The sequence below is a fragment of the Streptomyces sp. NPDC041796 genome (assembly GCF_055590785.1).
Genome location: NZ_JBVJAH010000009.1, coordinates 124,418 through 142,352 on the forward strand (window position 1 = coordinate 124,418; position 17,935 = coordinate 142,352).

The 17,935-nt window shown below is 71.9% G+C and carries 16 protein-coding genes; 8 read left to right on the forward strand and 8 right to left on the reverse strand.

What is annotated here, in order from left to right:
- The first annotated feature begins 18 nt into the window (after window positions 1-18).
- Window positions 19-1,752 (forward strand): acyl-CoA dehydrogenase family protein, encoded by a 1,734-nt coding sequence (locus tag ACZ6C1_RS19835; protein WP_469242416.1) that lies wholly within the window; start codon window positions 19-21, stop codon window positions 1,750-1,752.
- A 259-nt stretch (window positions 1,753-2,011) separates the two neighbouring features.
- Window positions 2,012-3,457: a glyceraldehyde-3-phosphate dehydrogenase gene (locus tag ACZ6C1_RS19840; protein ID WP_469242417.1), complete on the forward strand. Its 1,446-nt coding sequence runs from the start codon at window positions 2,012-2,014 to the stop codon at window positions 3,455-3,457.
- A 120-nt stretch (window positions 3,458-3,577) separates the two neighbouring features.
- Here the strand turns inward: ACZ6C1_RS19840 and ACZ6C1_RS19845 are convergent, their stop codons facing one another.
- The 8 genes from ACZ6C1_RS19845 to ACZ6C1_RS19880 form a co-directional block, all read right to left on the reverse strand.
- A complete protein-coding gene (locus ACZ6C1_RS19845) occupies window positions 3,578-4,519 on the reverse strand; it encodes a TauD/TfdA dioxygenase family protein (protein ID WP_469242418.1) in 942 nt (313 codons plus the stop codon).
- Between the two features lie 30 nt (window positions 4,520-4,549).
- Window positions 4,550-5,884, reverse strand: coding sequence for an LLM class flavin-dependent oxidoreductase (locus tag ACZ6C1_RS19850; RefSeq protein ID WP_469242419.1), 1,335 nt, complete (start codon window positions 5,882-5,884; stop codon window positions 4,550-4,552).
- A gap of 52 nt (window positions 5,885-5,936) precedes the next feature.
- Window positions 5,937-6,872, reverse strand: coding sequence for an ABC transporter permease (locus ACZ6C1_RS19855; RefSeq protein ID WP_469242420.1), 936 nt, complete (start codon window positions 6,870-6,872; stop codon window positions 5,937-5,939).
- Complete coding sequence (locus ACZ6C1_RS19860) at window positions 6,869-7,708, reverse strand: ABC transporter ATP-binding protein (RefSeq protein WP_469242421.1); 840 nt, start codon at window positions 7,706-7,708, stop codon at window positions 6,869-6,871. The genes ACZ6C1_RS19855 and ACZ6C1_RS19860 overlap by 4 nt, the downstream gene beginning before the upstream one ends.
- A 5-nt stretch (window positions 7,709-7,713) precedes the next feature.
- On the reverse strand, window positions 7,714-8,772 hold the full coding sequence (locus ACZ6C1_RS19865; RefSeq protein WP_469242422.1) for an ABC transporter substrate-binding protein: 1,059 nt from the start codon (window positions 8,770-8,772) through the stop codon (window positions 7,714-7,716).
- 59 nt (window positions 8,773-8,831) lie between these two features.
- Window positions 8,832-9,392, reverse strand: coding sequence for an NADPH-dependent FMN reductase (gene ssuE / locus ACZ6C1_RS19870; protein WP_469242423.1), 561 nt, complete (start codon window positions 9,390-9,392; stop codon window positions 8,832-8,834).
- A gap of 258 nt (window positions 9,393-9,650) precedes the next feature.
- The gene (locus ACZ6C1_RS19875) at window positions 9,651-9,749 is read right to left on the reverse strand and encodes a putative leader peptide (protein ID WP_469242424.1); all 99 of its coding nucleotides are present in this window, start codon (window positions 9,747-9,749) and stop codon (window positions 9,651-9,653) included.
- A 141-nt stretch (window positions 9,750-9,890) separates the two neighbouring features.
- Complete coding sequence (locus tag ACZ6C1_RS19880; RefSeq protein WP_469242425.1) at window positions 9,891-10,700, reverse strand: ATP-grasp domain-containing protein; 810 nt, start codon at window positions 10,698-10,700, stop codon at window positions 9,891-9,893.
- A gap of 190 nt (window positions 10,701-10,890) precedes the next feature.
- On the opposite strand from ACZ6C1_RS19880, the gene ACZ6C1_RS19885 reads away from it, so the two are divergent.
- From ACZ6C1_RS19885 to ACZ6C1_RS19910, 6 genes are read left to right on the forward strand one after another with little or no spacing between them, the layout of a single operon-like run.
- On the forward strand, window positions 10,891-11,661 hold the full coding sequence (locus tag ACZ6C1_RS19885) for a GntR family transcriptional regulator (protein ID WP_469242426.1): 771 nt from the start codon (window positions 10,891-10,893) through the stop codon (window positions 11,659-11,661).
- 41 nt (window positions 11,662-11,702) lie between these two features.
- A complete protein-coding gene (locus ACZ6C1_RS19890; RefSeq protein WP_064067780.1) occupies window positions 11,703-11,930 on the forward strand; it encodes a 4Fe-4S dicluster domain-containing protein in 228 nt (75 codons plus the stop codon).
- 14 nt (window positions 11,931-11,944) lie between these two features.
- A complete protein-coding gene (locus ACZ6C1_RS19895) occupies window positions 11,945-13,300 on the forward strand; it encodes an ABC transporter substrate-binding protein (RefSeq protein WP_469242427.1) in 1,356 nt (451 codons plus the stop codon).
- Complete coding sequence (locus ACZ6C1_RS19900; protein ID WP_469242428.1) at window positions 13,297-14,316, forward strand: ABC transporter permease; 1,020 nt, start codon at window positions 13,297-13,299, stop codon at window positions 14,314-14,316. The genes ACZ6C1_RS19895 and ACZ6C1_RS19900 overlap by 4 nt, the downstream gene beginning before the upstream one ends.
- Complete coding sequence (locus tag ACZ6C1_RS19905; RefSeq protein WP_469242429.1) at window positions 14,313-15,092, forward strand: ABC transporter ATP-binding protein; 780 nt, start codon at window positions 14,313-14,315, stop codon at window positions 15,090-15,092. Before ACZ6C1_RS19900 ends, ACZ6C1_RS19905 begins: the two co-directional genes overlap by 4 nt.
- Before the next feature lie 12 nt (window positions 15,093-15,104).
- Entirely contained in the window at window positions 15,105-17,840 is a 2,736-nt protein-coding gene (locus tag ACZ6C1_RS19910; RefSeq protein WP_469242430.1) for a fumarate reductase/succinate dehydrogenase flavoprotein subunit, read from the forward strand.
- The last annotated feature ends 95 nt before the right edge of the window (window positions 17,841-17,935 follow it).

Here is a 17,935-nt window from a genome sequence, read left to right on the forward strand (position 1 = left end):
CCCGGAAGGCGGACACCCATGGCCGACCCGCTGCTGTTCAACCCGCGCACCTACGACCCCGCGCACTTCGACCAGGAGACCCGCAGGCTGCTGCGCGCCACCGTCGACTGGTTCGAGGAGCGCGGCAAGCGCAAGCTGATCGAGGACTACCGCTCCCGCGCCTGGCTGGCGGACTTCCTCGACTTCTCCGCCAAGGAAGGGCTCTTCGCCACCTTCCTCACCCCCGCCTCCGCCGCCGGGGACCAGTCCGCCGATCAAGGCGACAAGCGGTGGGACACCGCCCGGATCGCCGCCCTCAACGAGATCTTCGGCTTCTACGGGCTGGACTACTGGTACGCCTGGCAGGTCACCATCCTCGGCCTCGGCCCGGTCTGGCAGAGCGACAACGCCGCCGCGCGTGCCCGCGCCGCCGAACTGCTCGCCGAGGGCGAGGTGTTCGCCTTCGGCCTGTCCGAGAAGGCCCACGGCGCCGACATCTACTCCACCGACATGCTGCTGGAGCCCGACGGCCAGGGCGGTTTCCGTGCGACCGGTTCCAAGTACTACATCGGCAACGGCAACGCCGCCGGACTCGTCTCCGTCTTCGGCCGCCGCACCGACGTCGAGGGCCCCGACGGGTACGTCTTCTTCGCCGCCGACAGCCGACACCCGGCGTACCACCTGGTCAAGAACGTCGTCGACTCCTCCAAGTACGTCAGCGAGTTCCGGCTTGAGGACTACCCCGTAGGCCCCGAGGACGTCCTGCACACCGGCCGTGCCGCCTTCGACGCCGCCCTGAACACGGTCAACGTCGGCAAGTTCAACCTGTGCACCGCCTCCATCGGCATCTGCGAGCACGCGATGTACGAGGCGGTCACCCACGCCCACAACCGCATCCTCTACGGCCGGCCCGTCACCGCGTTCCCGCACGTGCGCCGCGAGCTGACCGACGCGTACGTCCGTCTCGTCGGGATGAAGCTCTTCAGCGACCGGGCCGTCGACTACTTCCGCTCCGCCGGCCCCGACGACCGCCGCTACCTCCTCTTCAACCCGATGACGAAGATGAAGGTGACCACGGAGGGCGAGAAGGTCATCGACCTGATGTGGGACGTCATCGCGGCCAAGGGCTTCGAGAAGGACAACTACTTCGCCCAGGCGGCGATCGAGATCCGCGGCCTGCCCAAGCTGGAGGGGACGGTCCACGTCAACCTCGCGCTGATCCTCAAGTTCATGCGCAACCACCTGCTCAACCCCGCCGGTTACGAGCCCGTCCCCACCCGCCTCGACGCGGCCGACGACACGTTCCTGTTCCAGCAGGGACCGGCCCGGGGTCTCGGCTCCGTGCGTTTCCACGACTGGCGTCCGGCCTTCGACGCGTACGCCCACGTGGCCAACGTCGCCCGGTTCCGGGAGCAGGCCGACGCCCTGTGCGAGTTCGTCACCACCGCCGCGCCCGACGAGGAGCAGAGCCGCGACCTCGACCTGCTCCTCGCCGTCGGCCAGCTGTTCGCGCTGGTCGTGCACGGCCAGCTCATCCTGGAGCAGGCGCGCCTGACCGGCCTCGACCAGGACGTCCTGGACGAGCTGTTCGCCGTCCTCGTGCGCGACTTCTCCGCCCACGCCGTCGAACTGCACGGCAAGGACTCCGCCACCGAGCAGCAGCAGCTCTGGTCGCTGGGCGCGGTCCGCCGGCCGGTCGTCGACGAGGCCCGCTCGGCCCGCGTCTGGGAGCGGGTCGAAGCGCTCTCCGGCACGTACGAGATGGCGCCGTAACCGCGGCCCGGCCTCTCCTCGGCCCCTCGTCTCCGCCCCGGTTCCCCCGTCGGACGCCCCCGTCCGGTGCGCGGGGCCGGGCGGAGGCGGGGGGCCATTGTGCTTGCCCGGGTACCGTCCTCTGGCGGGGGCATAACGGGACAAAACTGGTCAACTCCACCGTCTTTCGGTGTGGTCGCGTCACAACCCGGTACCCATTGAATGATCAAAGTGGTGGGGGGTTAGCATATGAGCGCCGCCTAGCTCGAAAGATAAACCTGTGACTGTCAACGACGACTCGTTCACCAACTGGAAGAACCGCGAGGAGATCGCGGAGTCGATGATCCCGATCATCGGGAAGCTGCACCGCGAGCGGGACGTCACCGTCCTGCTGCACAGCCGCTCCCTGGTGAACAAGTCGGTGGTCAGCATCCTCAAGACCCACCGGTTCGCCCGGCAGATAGCCGGCGAGGAGCTCTCGGTCACCGAGACCCTGCCGTTCCTGCAGGCCCTCACCGGGCTGGATCTCGGTCCTTCCCAGATCGACATCGGCATGCTCGCCGCGACCTACAAGACCGACGACCGCGGTCTGTCGGTGGACGAGTTCACCGCGGAGGCCGTCGCCGGCGCCACGGGTGCCAACAAGATCGAGCGCCGCGAGGGACGCGACGTCGTCCTCTACGGCTTCGGCCGCATCGGCCGCCTCGTCGCCCGCCTCCTCATCGAGAAGGCCGGTTCCGGCAACGGCCTGCGCCTGCGCGCCATCGTCGTGCGCGGCGGAGGCGAGCAGGACCTGGTCAAGCGCGCCTCGCTGCTGCGCCGCGACTCGATCCACGGCCAGTTCCAGGGCACCATCACCGTCGACGAGGCGACCAGCACGATCGTCGCCAACGGCAACGCGATCAAGGTGATCTACGCGAACGACCCGTCCGAGGTCGACTACACCGCGTACGGCATCAAGGACGCCATCCTCATCGACAACACCGGCAAGTGGCGCGACCGCGAGGGCCTGTCCAAGCACCTGCGCCCCGGTGTCGACAAGGTCGTCCTGACCGCCCCGGGCAAGGGCGACGTGCCCAACATCGTCCACGGCGTCAACCACGACACCATCAAGCCGGACGAGCGGGTCCTGTCCTGCGCCTCCTGCACCACCAACGCCATCGTCCCGCCGCTGAAGGCGATGGACGACGAGTACGGCGTCCTGCGCGGCCACGTGGAGACCGTCCACTCGTTCACCAACGACCAGAACCTGCTGGACAACTACCACAAGGCCGACCGCCGCGGCCGCTCGGCGCCGCTCAACATGGTCATCACCGAGACCGGTGCCGCCTCCGCCGTCGCCAAGGCGCTGCCCGACCTCAAGGCGCCGATCACCGGCAGCTCGATCCGCGTCCCCGTCCCGGACGTCTCGATCGCCATCCTGAGCCTGCGCCTGGGCCGCGAGACCACCCGCGACGAGGTCCTGGAGTACCTCCGCGACGTCTCGCTGCACTCGCCGCTCAAGCGCCAGATCGACTTCACCACCGCCCCCGACGCGGTCTCCATGGACTTCGTCGGTTCGCGCCACGCCTCGATCATCGACGCCGGCGCCACCAAGGTCGACGGTGACAACGCGATCCTCTACCTCTGGTACGACAACGAGTTCGGCTACTCCTGCCAGGTCATCCGCGTCGTCCAGCACGTCTCCGGGGTGGAGTACCCGACCTACCCGGCCCCCGCGGTCTGATCCGGGCGTGACACCGGTGGGCCCCCGGCCCGCCGCCACCCCGCCGCGTGCGCACCGCGAGGCCCCGGTCCGGATCACGGACCGGGGCCTTCGGCCGCCGGGGGCGGTGGTGAGAGCCCGTCAGGTGGCCACGGGCGTGTAGTGGGCGGCGTCGTCGCCCTCCTCCGTGCGGCTGTGGGCGCCGTCGACGCCGACGGGTACGTCTCCGGCGACCGTGACGCGATGCAGCAGCCGCGGCAGGTCACCGTAGTCGTCGGGGGCGTAGTGCTGGGTGACCCTGTTGTCGAACAGCACCACGTCACCGGGGCTCCAGACGATCCGTACGACGTTCTCCGGCCGTACGACGTACGACTGGAGGACCCGCAGCAGATCCCGCGACTCGGCCGGGCCGAAACCCACGAGGCTCTGCGCGAACCCGCCGATGAACAAGCCCCTCTCCCCGCTCTCCGGATGGACGCGCACCACCGGGTGGGCGGTGCGGTACCGGCGTGAGACGAACCGCCTGCGGTGCTCCGCGGCCTTGTCGTTCCTCGGCTCGGCGTAGTCGTACGCGTTGGTGTGCACCGCCCACAGCCGGTCGGCGAGCTCACGCAGAGGCCCGGGCAGATCCCGGTAGGCGGCGGCCGTGTTGGCGATCAGTGTGTTGCCGCCGTACGGCGGGACGACGAGGGCGCGCAGCGTGGACGCCTTCGGAGGCGTACGGACGAAGGTGACGTCCGTGTGCCAGTGGTTCGCGCGGATGCCCTCGTCACCGTCGACCGGCAGGATGTGCGGCTGCCCGTCGACCGACGGCACCGTGGGGTGAGCGGTCGTCAGCTCCCCGAACAGGGAGGCGAAGCGCAGCTGGCCGGCGTCGTCGAGGTGCTGGTCGCGGAAGACGAGTGCCTTGTGCTCCAGCAGCGCGCGGCCGATCCCGGCGACGGTCTCGGGCGTGAGGTCGTCCGCCAGGTCCACGCCGTGGATCTCGGCGCCGATGCGCCCGCCGATCCGGCGGATCTCCGGACCGGCCGGTGTGCCCGGCCCGGGGGACGCGGTGGGGGCGGTGGGGGTCGTGGTCGTCATGAGCGGTGGTCCTTTCGTGGGACGGCTTCTTCACACGGGGATGCCGGCACGGGCGGCGGGCCTGGCCAGGCCGTAGTGGTCGCGGAGGGTGCGGCCGGTGTACTCGGTGCGGAACAGGCCGCGCGCCTGGAGGATCGGTACGACCTGGTCGACGAAGTGGTCGAGACCGCCGGGGAAGTAGGGCGGCATGATGTTGAATCCGTCGGCCGCGCCCCGGGTGAACCACTCCTGCAGCTCGTCGGCGATCTGCTCCGGAGTGCCCACGACCACCCGGTGCCCGCGCCCGCCCCCGAGCCGGGCGATCAACTCGCGGAGGGTGAGTCCGTCCCGCCGGGCCAGTTCGGCCACGAGCGTGAAGCGGCTCTTGTTGCCGTTGATGTCCCGCTCGTCCGGCAACTCGGGCAGTGGGCCGTCCAGCGGCAGGCCGGTCAGGTCGGTGCCGAGCATCCCCGAGAGCTGCGCCAGACCGTACTCGGGCACCTGGAGGCCGGTCAGCTCCCGGTCCAGGGCGCGGGCCTCCGCCTCGGTGGAGCCGATCACGGGGCAGATGCCGGGCAGGATCCGCACCTCGTCCTCCGCCCGCCCGTACCGGGACAGCCGGCTCCGGAGGTCCTTGGCGAACGCCTGGGCGTCGGACAGCGTCTGCTGCGCCGTGAACACCGCCTCCGCGTGCCGGGCCGCGAACTCCTTGCCGTCCTCCGACGACCCCGCCTGAACCAGCAGTGGGTGCCCCTGCGGCGACCGGGGCACGTTCAGGGGGCCGCGTACCCGGAAGTGCGCCCCCCGGTGGTCGATGGGCCGGACCTTCCCGGTGTCCGCGTACACGCCACCCGCCCGGTCGAGGACGACCGCGTCGTCCTCCCAGCTGTCCCACAGCTTCACCGCGACCTCGACGAACTCCCGGGCCCGCTCGTAGCGCAGCCCGTGTTCGAGGTGTTCGTCGCGTCCGAAGTTCCTCGCCTCGTCGAGGGAGCCGGAGGTGACGATGTTCCACCCCGCCCGGCCACCGCTGAGGTGGTCGAGGGAGGCGAACGCCCGGGCCGTGGTGAACGGTTCGTTGAACGTGGTCGAGACGGTGGCGATGAGCCCGATGTGCTCGGTGGCCGTCGCCAGCGCCGACAGGAGCGTCAGCGGTTCGAAGCCGCCGAGCGCGTTGTGCCGGACGTTGCCCCACAGGGCGAGCCCGTCGGCGAGGAACACCGAGTCGAGCAGGCCGCGTTCGGCGGTTCTCGCCAGTTCCTGGAAGTACGCCGGATCGGTGACGCGCTCCGGTGTGGTCAGGGGGTGCCGCCAGGCGGCGTCGTGGTGACCGGCGTTCATGAGGAAGGCGTTGAGGTGCAACTGGCGGGGTGGTGATGCGGGCACGGTGATGTCCTTCGGGTGGTGGGAGGAGACGTGGAGGGGGTGATCGGCGGTGTCAGCCGTTCGCCGGGACCCGCCAGGAACTGAGCCGCCGCTCCAGGGCGACGAGGAACTGGTTGAACGCCACGCCGATCGCGGAGACGGTGATGATCCCGGCGTACATCTGCGGGATGGCGAAGTTGTACTGCGAGGCGTTGATCAAGTAGCCGAGCCCCGCCTTCGCACCGATCATCTCGGCCGCGACCAGGACCAGGATGGACACGGCTCCGGCCAGCCGGATGCCCGTGAACACCGAGGGCACGGACGCCGGGAGGATCACCTTCTGGAAGAGCCGCACCGCCGGCAGGTCCAGCGACCGGGCCAGCCGCAGCAGCGTGGGATCCACCGACCGGACGGCGCTGATGGTGCTCAGCAGCACCGGCCAGGTGCAGGCGTACACGATGATCGAGACCTTGGACGTCTCGCCGATGCCCAGCAGCAGGACGAACACCGGCAGCAGCGCGAGGGCGGCGGTGTTGCGGAAGACCTCCAGCAGCGGTCCGAGGAGATCGGCCACGCGCCGGTACCAGCCGATCAGCAGGCCCAGGGGCACGGCGACGGCCACCGCGATCCCGAACCCGGTCAGGGAACGGGTCAGGCTGGCCAGGGTGTGGTCGGCGAGCTGCCCGTCGGCGGCGAGCCGCCACCACGCCACGGCAACCTCGCTGAACGGCGGAAGGAACGTACGGTCGACCAGCTCCAGCCGTGGCGCGGTCTCCCACAGCACCAGCAGGGCCACGATCGCCGCGGACCGGGCGCCCGCCGTGACGAGCCCGTACAGCGTCCTGCGGGCCGCGGACCGCGGCCTCCCGCCGCGCGGTGCGGCCGGGGCGGCGGGCGGCGGTGGGGCCGCGTCCTTCAGGCCTGCCCCGGCGGGGCGGGCGAGGCCGCCGGCGCGATCCGCACCGGTGACGGCGTCGGTGCCGGTGGCGATGTCGGTCACGGAACTCATGGGGCGACTCCCTGCCTCTCCTCCTGCTGGGCCTTGGACACCTCGTCGCGCAGCAGGGACCAGATCCGGTGCCGGTACCGCGCGAACCCGGGGCTCGAGCGCGGATCGTCGCCGCTCGTCGACGAGGGCAGGTCGATCGGGACGACCTCCTTGATCCGGCCGGGCCGGGAGGTCATCACCGCCACACGCTGCCCCAGGTGGACGGCTTCGTCGATGCCGTGGGTGATGAAGACGATCGTCTTGCCGGTGCGCTGCCAGATGCGCAGCAGCTCGTCCTGCAGGGACTCCCGCGTCTGGGCGTCCAGCGCCGCGAACGGCTCGTCCATCAGCAGGACACCGGGGTCGTAGGCCAGACTGCGGGCGATGGCGACCCGCTGCCGCATGCCGCCCGACAGCTCGTGCGGATGGCGCCCCTCGAAGCCGCTCAGACCCACGAGGTCCAGGAACTCGGCGGCCCGGGCCGCACGTTCGCGCCGCGGGACACCGACGGCCTCCAGACCGAACTCGACGTTGCCCTGGGCGGTGCGCCAGGGCAGCAGGGCGTACTGCTGGAAGACGATGCCCCGGTCGAGGCCGGGACCGGTGACCGGTGATCCGTCGAGCAGGATCGTGCCGGAGGAGGGCCGGGACAGACCGGCGAGCAGGTCGAGCAGGGTCGATTTGCCGCAACCGCTCGGACCCACGACGACGAGGAACTCGCCGGCTCCCACGGTCAGGTCGATCCCGTCGAGTGCGGTGACCGCCGACCGGGCACCGCCCTCGCCCTTGACGGGGAACTCCTTACGTACGCCTTGGAACACGATCCTTGCGGTGTGCGCGGTCGTGTGATCAGCCATGGCCCTTACCTCCCGCTCGCTGTCGCTGTCGCTGTCGCCTTCACGGCTGAGGAGGCGTTGAACTCGTTGGTGTAGAGGGCGTCGAGCCGGATCCTGTCCCGCTCGATGTCTCCGCGCTCGGCCAGCCAGTCGACCCAGAGCTCGAGTTCCTTGCCCGTGATGCGTCCGCCGGGCTCGGCGATGCCGTACGACTTCCAGTACCGCAGGGTGTCGGCGTCCTCGTTCCGCCGCCGCTTGCGCACGATCTCCGTCATCCGGGCGATCACCTCCTGGCGCGGTGTGCTGCGCGACCAGTCGAGGGCCCGGCCCACGCCGGTGACGAACGTCCGGACCGTTTCCGGGTTCTGCTCGATGAAGCGCTCCGTCATGACGTACGTCCCGGCGCTGAACGAGCCCAGGAGCTGGTGGTCGGTGAACAGCGGCCGCAGGCCCCCGCCCGCCAGGGCCTTGTCCCGCAGTACGCCGCTCAGCACGGCGACGTCGATCTGCCTCTGGCGCAGGGACTGCTCGGTGTTCACCGGCGGGACGACCAGCGCCTCGACCTTGTCGGCGTCGGCGGCGGACAGGCCGCCGCGCTGGAGGTAGATGTCCAGCATGGCCTCGGAGTGCGCACCGAGGGTGTTCATGCCGACCTTCCTGCCGATCAGGTCGCGGGCGGACCGGATCGGGCTGTCGGCGCGTACGTAGTAGCCGCTGTAGGCGTCTTCGTCGGAGCCGTAATAGCTGATGACCGCCTTGATCGGCGCGCCGTTGGCGGCCAGCTTCACCACCGCGCCGTTGAAGGCCCCGCCGAAGTCGGTCTGGCCGGTGGCCGCCGACTGGATGTCCTGCGGGCCGCTGATGGTGTTGCCCACCCACTCCAGCTCGACGTCCTGCAGATGACCCAGGTCCTCCGCCAGCTCGGCAGGGGTGACCTGACCGCTCCAGCCCTGGTAGCGGAGCTTCCTGGTCCCGCCGTCGGCGGACCGGCCACCGCCCACGGCCGTGCCGCAGCCGACCGTGACCGCCGAGAGGCCGAGCAGAGCGAGGACATGGCGTCGGTTCACCGGGGACAACGTGCTCATGGGAATGTCCTGTTCAGAGGTTCGGGGAAGCCAAGGGTCGGATGAGGTCGGGGGAGAGGTCAGGGAGCGGCGCCGACGACGAGCGACTCCCGCGCGGCGAGCGCCCGGGCGAATCCGTCCACGGCCTGCAACAGCCGCAGTTCGGCCTCCGGCTCGACACGGCACGCGTCCGTCCCGGCGCGCTGGACGGCGGAATCGAGCAGGAACGCCCCGGGGAGCACGTGGCGCGCGCCGAGCGCGGACAGCACCGGGCGCAACGCGTAGTCCATGGCGAGCATGTGGGCGAGACTGCCGCCGGTCACCAGGGGGAGCACGGCCTTCCCCGCCAGCCCGGACTGCGGCAGCAGATCGAGGAACACCTTCACCAGGCCGCTGTACGACGCCTTGTACACGGGTGTGGCGACGACGACACCCTCGGCGCCGGCCACCCCTTCCAGGGCGAGCCGCAGTGCCGGGTGCGCGGCCGAACCGGTGACGAGCTCGGCCGCGGGCAGGTCCCGCACCACGATGTGGTCGACGACGTGCCCGTCGACGGCGAGCCGGCGCAGCACCTGCTCCACCAGGCGGGCGGTCCGTGACTCGGCGGACGGACTTCCGGAAATGGCGACGACGGACGGCATGGCGACCTCCTGAAGGGAATGCGGCAGCACGGAACGGCGAAAGGCCGCGGGGGAATTGCCGTGGAAACCGGAAAGGCGGAAAGGCGGAGAACGCGGAGAACGCGGAGAACGCGGAGAACGCGGAGCAGGAAACGCGGAAGGCGAGAAGAGGGGGGACGGACGGTCACCCGTGTCACCGGGGCGCGCGGTGGGGTCACGCGCCGGGGGAGAAGGGCGGGACCGGTCCGGGCAGGTCAGGGCCGTCGGCCCCGGAGGCGCCTAACAGCCGCAGAGGTCGACCGCACAGAGGGCGCCTGCGTGCCGTCGGAGGTCGACGTGGCGCCGCGCGGAGAAGTTCGCTGACTGGCTCACGTCCATGAGGCTGGCAGCGGAAACCGGACACGTCAATGCGGAAAACGGCCCCGTCTCATATGCTGAATCGACCGCCACATGCCCGAAGCGCGCCGTTCACAAAAGGCGGTGCCGACCCCTCCGGACGCCCGCCCCGGCCGCCCCGCCTCAGGACCGGCAGAACGGACGGTCCCGCCCGGCCGTCCGGGCGCGCGGGCCCGCGGAGCGCAGGACGACGTCCAGGGCACGGTCGGGGTCGGCGGCGTAACAGTTGCTGAACCACGCCATGTTCGCCTCGACGACCGCCCAGCCCTCCGCGTCCCCCGGCCGGGCTGCCGTCACCAGCCCCACGTCCACGACCACCGCGCTGGGCAGCGTGTCGCCGCACGCCCCGAGGAGATCCGCCGCGAAGTCCAGCACGGCGGAGCGGTGACGGTGCCCGTCGAGGGGCGCCGCGTCGAGCCGGCCGAAGGTCGCGTACTGCGAACCCGAGCGCACCTCACCGTCCAGGACGAACAGGCGGAACTCCGCCTCCCAGGTGACCACGTCGCTGACCAGGACCGGAGTCGCCGGCGACAGCCCGGGGCCGTCGTGGGGGAGCCGGCCACCGTCGGCGTGGACGGCCGCCGGGAAGCTCTTGTCACTCGGCGGCTTGACGAACACGGGGCGGGTCAGCCGACGCGCCTCGCCCAGCGTGGTCTCGACGACCCGGCGGAGCGTGTACGTCTGCGGCAGCGCCGCCAACCAGCCGTCGTCCGGCTCCAGCAGCGCCACGCCGAGGCCGTCCACGACCCGGGACGCGAACAGCGGCCCTCCGTAGTAGTGGACGTCACCGGAACGCCACGGCTCGAGGACGCCCGCGCCGCCGTGGGGCGGAAGGACCTCGACCCGCATGCCCCTCCGCGCGGCGGCGGCCGACAGCAGCTCACCTGTCGTGGTGTGCTGCGGCGACAGGGCGAGGACGGCGTGCTGGTTCATGGTCGGCGACCCTGCCACCACCCCGGCGGGGTGGTCCACCCGTTTTCCCGGCGGGCCCGGCGGGCCCCGATGTGGCAGATCTTCCGTCATTGCCCGTGAAGCCGCAGGTCACAACGGTGCGTTGGATTCCGGAAGTGGCGCAATACTGCCGCAACACCATAGTGCGCGGAGCATCGGTATGGTCCAGCGCATGCCAGCCGAACGCACCCGTGAACACGCCGCACCCGTCGCCGCCGCCCGTCGGCGCCGGCTGCGCGCGGACCGGGCCCGGCAGCTCGCCGACCTGCTGCGGCACCAGGCACGCACCACCGGGTTCCCCGGGCGCGTCCTGCCGCTGGAGGGCCGGATCGGCGCGGACTACGGCGTGTCCCGCAACACCGTCCGGCAGGCGCTCGACCTGCTCCGCACCGAAGGGCTGGTGGAACGGCAACCGGGTGTGGGGACCGTCCTGGTGTCCGAGAAGTACCCGCACGGCCTCGACCGGCTCCAGGGCCTCGCCGAGACCCTGCACGAACACGGCGTGGTGACCAACGAGGTACGCACCGCGGGACCGGTCCCGGCGCCGGCGCCGGTGGCACGGCGGCTGGACCTGCCCGAACGGTCCGACGTCCTGTGCGTCGAGCGGCTGCGCAGACTGAACGGGCTGCCGCTGTCGCTCGACGTGACGTACATCCCCATGGACATCGGCTCCGGTCTGCTCGACTGCGACCTGGAACACAACGACGTGTTCCGGCTCATTGAACGGCTCACCGGGCAGGCCCTCGGCTCGGCCGACATCACCCTCGAGGCCGTCAACGCGGACGCCCACTCCGCCGCCGTGCTGGAAGCCCCGCGCGGCGCGGCCGTCCTGATGCTGGAACGCCTCACCCGCCTGTGCGACGGGCGGCCCGTGGACCTGGAGTTCATCCGCTTCCGCGGTGACCGCATCACCATGAGCGGGCTGCTGCACCGCTCCCGCTGAACCCCCCTCATCCCCCGCCCCGCCCCTTCCTGGAGACAGCCATGCCTCTGGCGCCCCAGCGTGCCGACGTGCCCGTGACCATCGACGAGTCGAAGTGCATCGACGGCTGCACCCTCTGCGTCGACATGTGCCCGCTCGACTCGCTCGCGATCAACCCCGACAGCGGCAAGGCCTACATGCACGTCGACGAGTGCTGGTACTGCGGCCCGTGCGCGGCCCGGTGCCCCACCGGCGCCGTCGAGGTCAACATGCCCTACCTGCTCCGCTGAAAGGCACAACGCCCATGAAACGCACAGGACCCGCCTCCGCCGTCCTGGCCGTCGCCCTGGCAGCCACCCTCCTGACCGGCTGCGGCGGTGACGCGAACGCCGGCGACTCCCGTACGGTCACCGTCACCGTCGGCTACCAGTCCAAGACCATCAACACCGTCACCGCCGGCACCCTCCTCCGCGAACTCGGCTACTTCGAACAGGAGCTGAAGGCGCGCGGCACCAAGGACGGCATCACGTACAAGGTGCGGTGGCAGGACTACGCCACCGGAGCACCGATCACGGCCCAGATGACCGCCGGGAAGATCGACATCGGCTCGATGGGCGACTTCCCCCTGCTGATCAACGCGGCCCGAGGCAAGCAGCTGAACCGGCCGACCCGGCTGGTCTCCGTCACCGGCTACAACCCGCGCGGCGGCCTCAACACCATCGTGACCGCACCCGGCTCACCGCTGCGCGGCCTTCAGGACCTGCGCGGCAAGAAGGTGTCGACCTCCGTGGGCTCGGCCGCCGACGGCACGCTCGTCCGCGCCCTGCGACAGGCCGGCATCGATCCGGAGAAAGACGTCCGCAAGCTCAACCAGCAGCCGTCCGTCGGTGCTTCCGCCCTCCAGTCCGGCAGCGCCGACGCCCTCTCGCAGTTCGTCGCCTGGCCCGGGCTGCTCACCTTCCAGGGCCGTGCCAAGGCCCTCTACGACGGCGCGGAACTGAACCTGCCCACCTTCCACGGCGTCACCGTCCGCGAGGCGTTCGCCAAGGAACGGCCCGCCGTGCTGGAGGCCTTCCTGCGCGCGCAGGTCCGGGCCACCGACCACCTCCGTGCCAAGCCGGTCGCGGCCGCCGAGTCGGTCGCCCGCGCCACCGGCCTGCCGCCCGAGGTCGTCTACCTCTACAACGGCGCCCACGGCATCGCCACCTTCGACCCGACCGTCAAGCCCGCACTCGTCGACGCGCTCAAGAAGGACGTGCCGGTGCTGAAGTCGGCGAAGCTGGTCGGGGACGTGGACGTGGACGCCTTCGTCGACGACCGGTACCTCAAGCGGGTGTACGGAGGAACGTACGCCAAGGCCGTCGGCGCCCACGCCCCCGCGGCCCGCGGCGAGGTGTGGTTCAAGGACGGCACCACCCGGTCGTTCGACTCCCCGGCGGCGCTGCTGAGCGCCGTGGCCGCCGCCGAAGGCACCGTGCGCGCCGCGTACGTCCCCGACACCACGACCGGCACCCCGTGGTTCGCCGACAAGGCGGTGTGGGTGGTGGACGGGAGGAAGCCGCTGCCGTTCGTGACCCCGTCCGCCGCCGCCGCGTACACCGCCGGACACCCGGGTGCGCGGACCGTCCCGTACGACCAGGTGCTGCGAGGCGTGTCATGACGGGGCGGCGTGTGCTGCGGGTCGCGTCCGTGGCCGCCGCGCTCGGCGTGTGGCAGCTACTGACCTCGTACGACGTCAACCTGTGGCTGCGGTTCGAACAGTTCCCGACCGTGACGGACGTGGCGCGGACCTTCGGCCGGCGGATCGGCGACGGCGTGTACTGGCAGGACCTCACCGACAGCCTCACCCGCATCGTGACCGGCTTCCTCCTCGCGGCCGTCGCGGGCGTGGCCGTCGGCACGGCGATCGCCCGCTCGCGGCTCGTCGCCGACCTCGTGGGCCCGGTGCTCGAAGTACTGCGCCCCATCCCCGCGATCGCGCTGGTGCCGGTGGCGATCCTGTTGTTCCCGAGCAACGAGCAGGGCATCGTCTTCATCACCTTCACGGCGGCGTTCTTCCCCGTCCTGGTGTCCACCCGGCACGCGGTGCGCGCGCTCACCCCCGTCTGGGAGGAAGCCGTCCGCACGATGGGCGGCGGGCGGTGGCGCGTCCTGTACTCGGTGGTGCTCCCCGGATCGCTGCCCGGCGTCCTCGGCGGACTGTCGGTCGGTATCGGGGTCTCCTGGATCTGCGTCATCTCCGCGGAGATGATCTCCGGCGAGTACGGGGTGGGGTACCGCACCTGGCAGGACTACACCGTCGTCGACTACCCCGGGGTCTTCGTCGGCATGGTGACCATCGGCCTGCTCGGCTGGCTGACCTCGACGGCCGTGGAGGTCCTGGGCCGCCGCCTGACCCGGTGGCTGCCACGGTCCGCGGTGCGCGAGCCGCGCGCCCCGGGCTCCACGCCACCCACCAGGCGCACGCGGAAGGGGGGCACGCCCGCGCCGACCGAGCCGGCCCCCGCCCGATCCGCGCCCGCCCAACCTGCCCCCGTCGAACCCGCACCGCTCCGAGCGGCACACGGCGAACCCGTAAGGGGCGGACGGCGCGGACGGGGTGGGCGGGGTGGCCCGGGCGCGGCCACCACCCCCGGGACCGTCTCCGTCCCCGTACCGGAAGGGCCCACGCCATGACCGGAACGCCCACGAAGACCACGACCGCCTCCCCCGTACGCCCCCCGGTCCACGGCGCCCGTCTCACGTTGCGCCGGGCGGTGCTCGGCCACGCCGGAGCCGCCGTCGTCGACGGGCTCGACCTGGACGTCGAACCCGGGGAGATCCTCACCGTCGTCGGCCCGTCCGGATGCGGCAAGTCGACGCTGCTGCGGACCCTCGCCGGACTGCTGCCCGCCCTGGGCGGTGACGTCACCCTCGACGGGGACGCCATCACCGGCCCCGGTGGCGACCGGGCGCTCGTGTTCCAGGAGGACGCCCTGCTCCCGTGGCGGACCGTACGCGGCAACGTCGAACTGCCCCTGGCCATCCGGGGCGTACCGCGCGCCGAGCGGCGGGCCGCCGCCGAGACCTGGCTGGAGCGCGTGGGGCTGTCCGCCCACGCCGCCACCCACCCCCACCGGATCTCCGGCGGGCAGCGTCAGCGCGTACAACTGGCCCGCGCGCTGGCGGGCGGGCCGCGCGCCGTGCTGATGGACGAACCGTTCGGCGCCCTGGACGCCCGTACCCGCGGCGAGATGCAGCAGCTCCTCATCGACGTCCTGAAGGGCACCGGCGCGACCGTCGTCTTCGTCACCCACGACGTGGACGAGGCGCTCTTCCTCGGCGACCGGGTCGCACTCCTCGGCACCGGCGGCCGTGTGCTGCCCGTGCCCCGCCCCCGCGACCGCGACAGCCGTACCGATCCCGCCACCGAGGCCCTGCGCCGCGCCGTCCTCGAATCGCTCAGCACCTGAGAGGCAAGCACCATGGACATCCCCTCCCTCACCGACGCCGAGGAGCTCTCCTGCGACGTCCTCGTCATCGGAGGCGGTACGGCCGGGACGATGGCGGCGCTGACCGCCGCCGAGCACGGCGCGAACGTCCTGCTCCTGGAGAAGGCGCACGTCCGGCACTCCGGTGCGCTCGCCATGGGCATGGACGGCGTCAACAACGCGGTCGTCCCCGGCCGGGCGGAACCCGACGACTACGTCGCCGAGATCACCCGCGCCAACGACGGCATCGTCGACCAGGCCACGGTCCGGCAGACCGCCACCCGCGGCTTCGCCATGGTGCGGCGACTGGAGTCGTACGGCGTGAAGTTCGAGAAGGACGAACACGGCGACTACGCCGTGCGCCAGGTGCACCGCTCCGGCTCGTACGTCCTGCCCATGCCCGAGGGCAAGGACGTCAAGAAGGTGCTCTACCGGCAGCTGCGCCGCCGTGAGATGCGCGAGCGCATCCGCATCGAGAACCGGGTGATGCCGGTGCGTGTCCTGACCGGTGACGACGGCCGGGCGATCGGAGCCGCCGGGTTCCACACCCGCACCGGCGCCTTCGTGACGGTACGGGCGGGCGCGGTCATCCTCGCCACCGGTGCGGCCGGCCGGCTCGGGCTGCCCGCGTCCGGCTACCTGTACGGCACGTACGAGAACCCCACCAACGCCGGAGACGGCTACGCCATGGCGTACCACGCGGGCGCCGAGCTCACCGGCATCGAGTGCTTCCAGATCAACCCGCTCATCAAGGACTACAACGGCCCCGCCTGCGCCTACGTCGCCAACCCGTTCGGCGGCTACCAGGTCAACCGGCACGGCGAGCGGTTCGTGGACTCGGACTACTGGTCGGGCGCGATGATGGCCGAGTTCGCCGAGGAGCTCGCCTCCGACCGCGGCCCGGTCTACCTCAAGCTCAGCCACCTCCCCGAGGAGTCGGTGGCCGCCCTCGAAGGCATCCTGCACACCACCGAACGCCCCACCCGCGGCACCTTCCACACCGGCCGCGGCCACGACTACCGCACCCACGACATCGAGATGCACATCTCCGAAATCGGCCTGTGCGGCGGCCACTCGGCCTCCGGCGTCCGCGTCGACGACCATGCCCGCACCACCGTGCCCCGGCTGTACGCCGCCGGCGACCTGGCCTGCGTCCCGCACAACTACATGATCGGCGCCTTCGTCTTCGGAGACCTGGCCGGCGAGGACGCCTCGCGGTACCGGGCGTACGAGGGCGAACTCCCGGGCGCCCAACTGCGCGAGGCCCACGAGCTGATCTACCGGCCGCTGCGCAACCCCGACGGCCCGCCGCAGCCGCAGGTGGAGTACAAGCTGCGCCGGTTCGTGAACGACTACGTCGCCCCGCCCAAGTCCGGGGCCAGGCTGTCGCTCGCCGTCGAGCACTTCGAGCGGATGCGCGGCGAGATCGCCGGCATGGGCGCCACCACCCCGCACGAACTGATGCGCTGCGCCGAGGTGACCTTCATCCGGGACTGCGCCGAGATGGCGGCCCGCGCGTCGCTCGCCAGGACCGAGTCGCGGTGGGGCCTGTACCACGAGCGCACCGACCATCCGGGGCGGGACGACGAAGCGTGGCTGCACCACCTGGACCTCCGCAAGTCGGCTTCCGGAGCGATGGAGTTCACCGCCCGGCCGGTCGCGCCCTACCTGGTGCCCATCGACGAGTACGCCCCCGTCGGCGGCCCGTCCCGGTACCTCGGCGAAGTGGCGCTGGAGCAGGTCGCGACCGCCGGGCCCCGCGAGGCCGCGCCGACGGGCTCCCCTGTCGCGGCGTCACCCGTACGCGCCGAGGACAGGGCCACGGCCGCGTCGCCGCGCATCCTGGAGCTGCTGGCCCTCGCCGAGGACGAGCCCGGCCTCGCGACGCTCGGGCCGTACTTGGCGGACCCGGACCCGGCGGTGCGCCGCGCCGCCGTCGCCACGCTCACGGAAACCACACCGGACGGTACGGGCCCCGCGCTGGCCCGGGCACTCGCGGACGAGGACGCGGACGTCCGCGGCGCCGCCGCGGACTCGCTGCGCGAGCTGGTCGAGACCCTGCCCCCGGAGCGGGAGCTGCGCGAGGGGCTGGTGGCAGCGCTGTCCTCGGGCGACCCGGTGGTGCGCACGGCCGCGTACGCCGTCCTGCGCGCCCTGCGCCTGGGCGACGCCGCCCTGTTCGCGCCCGGCCTGGCCGACCCGGACGTGCCGGTACGCGTCGAGACGGTCCGTGCGCTCGTGTCGGTCGACGCGGTCGAGGCCCTGGCGACGGCCGCCCGCGACGCCGACCGCGAGGTACGCGTCGCCACGGCGAAGGGCCTCGCGGCGGTGACGGTGCCTCCGACGGACGGTGCCCTCGGCACACTGGCGCGCCTGGTGCGGGACGACGACCCCCTGGTGCGGGGCGCCGCGTTCGAGGCGCTGGGCTCGACGGGCTGCCCGCCCGCCCTCACGGCCACCGCGATCGCCGCCCTCGCCGACGGGGCCTGGCGGCCGCGTGCGGGCGCGGCGACCGCCCTCGGAGCGGCAGACCCGGACGTGGCCGTGCCCGCCCTCGCCCGGGCGCTCGACGACGTCAACGCCGACGTGCGCAAAGCCGTGGTCCTCGCCCTGCTGCGGCACCGTGCCCATGACCACGCCCGCGCCGCGCTGGCGGCCGCCACGGCCGACCGGGACGCCGACGTCCGCGCGTACGCGGCGCGGGGCACCGTTCCTGCTCACACAGCGTGACCGGCAGACGGTGGAGACGGGGGCGGCGCCCCACCGGACGGATTCCCGGAAACAGCACTTCTCGTTTCGTTCCCAATTCAGAATTCCGCTTCCGG

What these genes read in the sequence shown, in the direction of transcription:
- ACZ6C1_RS19845 (WP_469242418.1), bottom strand. Translation starts at nt 4,519, where the DNA reads ATGACGACCACGACCCCCACCGCCCCCACCGCGTCCCCCGGGCCGGGC.
- ACZ6C1_RS19895 (WP_469242427.1), top strand. Translation starts at nt 11,945, where the DNA reads ATGAAACGCACAGGACCCGCCTCCGCCGTCCTGGCCGTCGCCCTGGCA.
- ACZ6C1_RS19885 (WP_469242426.1), top strand. Translation starts at nt 10,891, where the DNA reads ATGCCAGCCGAACGCACCCGTGAACACGCCGCACCCGTCGCCGCCGCC.
- ACZ6C1_RS19855 (WP_469242420.1), bottom strand. Translation starts at nt 6,872, where the DNA reads ATGAGTTCCGTGACCGACATCGCCACCGGCACCGACGCCGTCACCGGT.
- ACZ6C1_RS19875 (WP_469242424.1), bottom strand. Translation starts at nt 9,749, where the DNA reads ATGGACGTGAGCCAGTCAGCGAACTTCTCCGCGCGGCGCCACGTCGAC.
- ACZ6C1_RS19880 (WP_469242425.1), bottom strand. Translation starts at nt 10,700, where the DNA reads ATGAACCAGCACGCCGTCCTCGCCCTGTCGCCGCAGCACACCACGACA.
- ACZ6C1_RS19910 (WP_469242430.1), top strand. Translation starts at nt 15,105, where the DNA reads ATGGACATCCCCTCCCTCACCGACGCCGAGGAGCTCTCCTGCGACGTC.
- ACZ6C1_RS19835 (WP_469242416.1), top strand. Translation starts at nt 19, where the DNA reads ATGGCCGACCCGCTGCTGTTCAACCCGCGCACCTACGACCCCGCGCAC.
- ACZ6C1_RS19900 (WP_469242428.1), top strand. Translation starts at nt 13,297, where the DNA reads ATGACGGGGCGGCGTGTGCTGCGGGTCGCGTCCGTGGCCGCCGCGCTC.
- ACZ6C1_RS19890 (WP_064067780.1), top strand. Translation starts at nt 11,703, where the DNA reads ATGCCTCTGGCGCCCCAGCGTGCCGACGTGCCCGTGACCATCGACGAG.
- ACZ6C1_RS19865 (WP_469242422.1), bottom strand. Translation starts at nt 8,772, where the DNA reads ATGAGCACGTTGTCCCCGGTGAACCGACGCCATGTCCTCGCTCTGCTC.
- ssuE (WP_469242423.1), bottom strand. Translation starts at nt 9,392, where the DNA reads ATGCCGTCCGTCGTCGCCATTTCCGGAAGTCCGTCCGCCGAGTCACGG.
- ACZ6C1_RS19905 (WP_469242429.1), top strand. Translation starts at nt 14,313, where the DNA reads ATGACCGGAACGCCCACGAAGACCACGACCGCCTCCCCCGTACGCCCC.
- ACZ6C1_RS19860 (WP_469242421.1), bottom strand. Translation starts at nt 7,708, where the DNA reads ATGGCTGATCACACGACCGCGCACACCGCAAGGATCGTGTTCCAAGGC.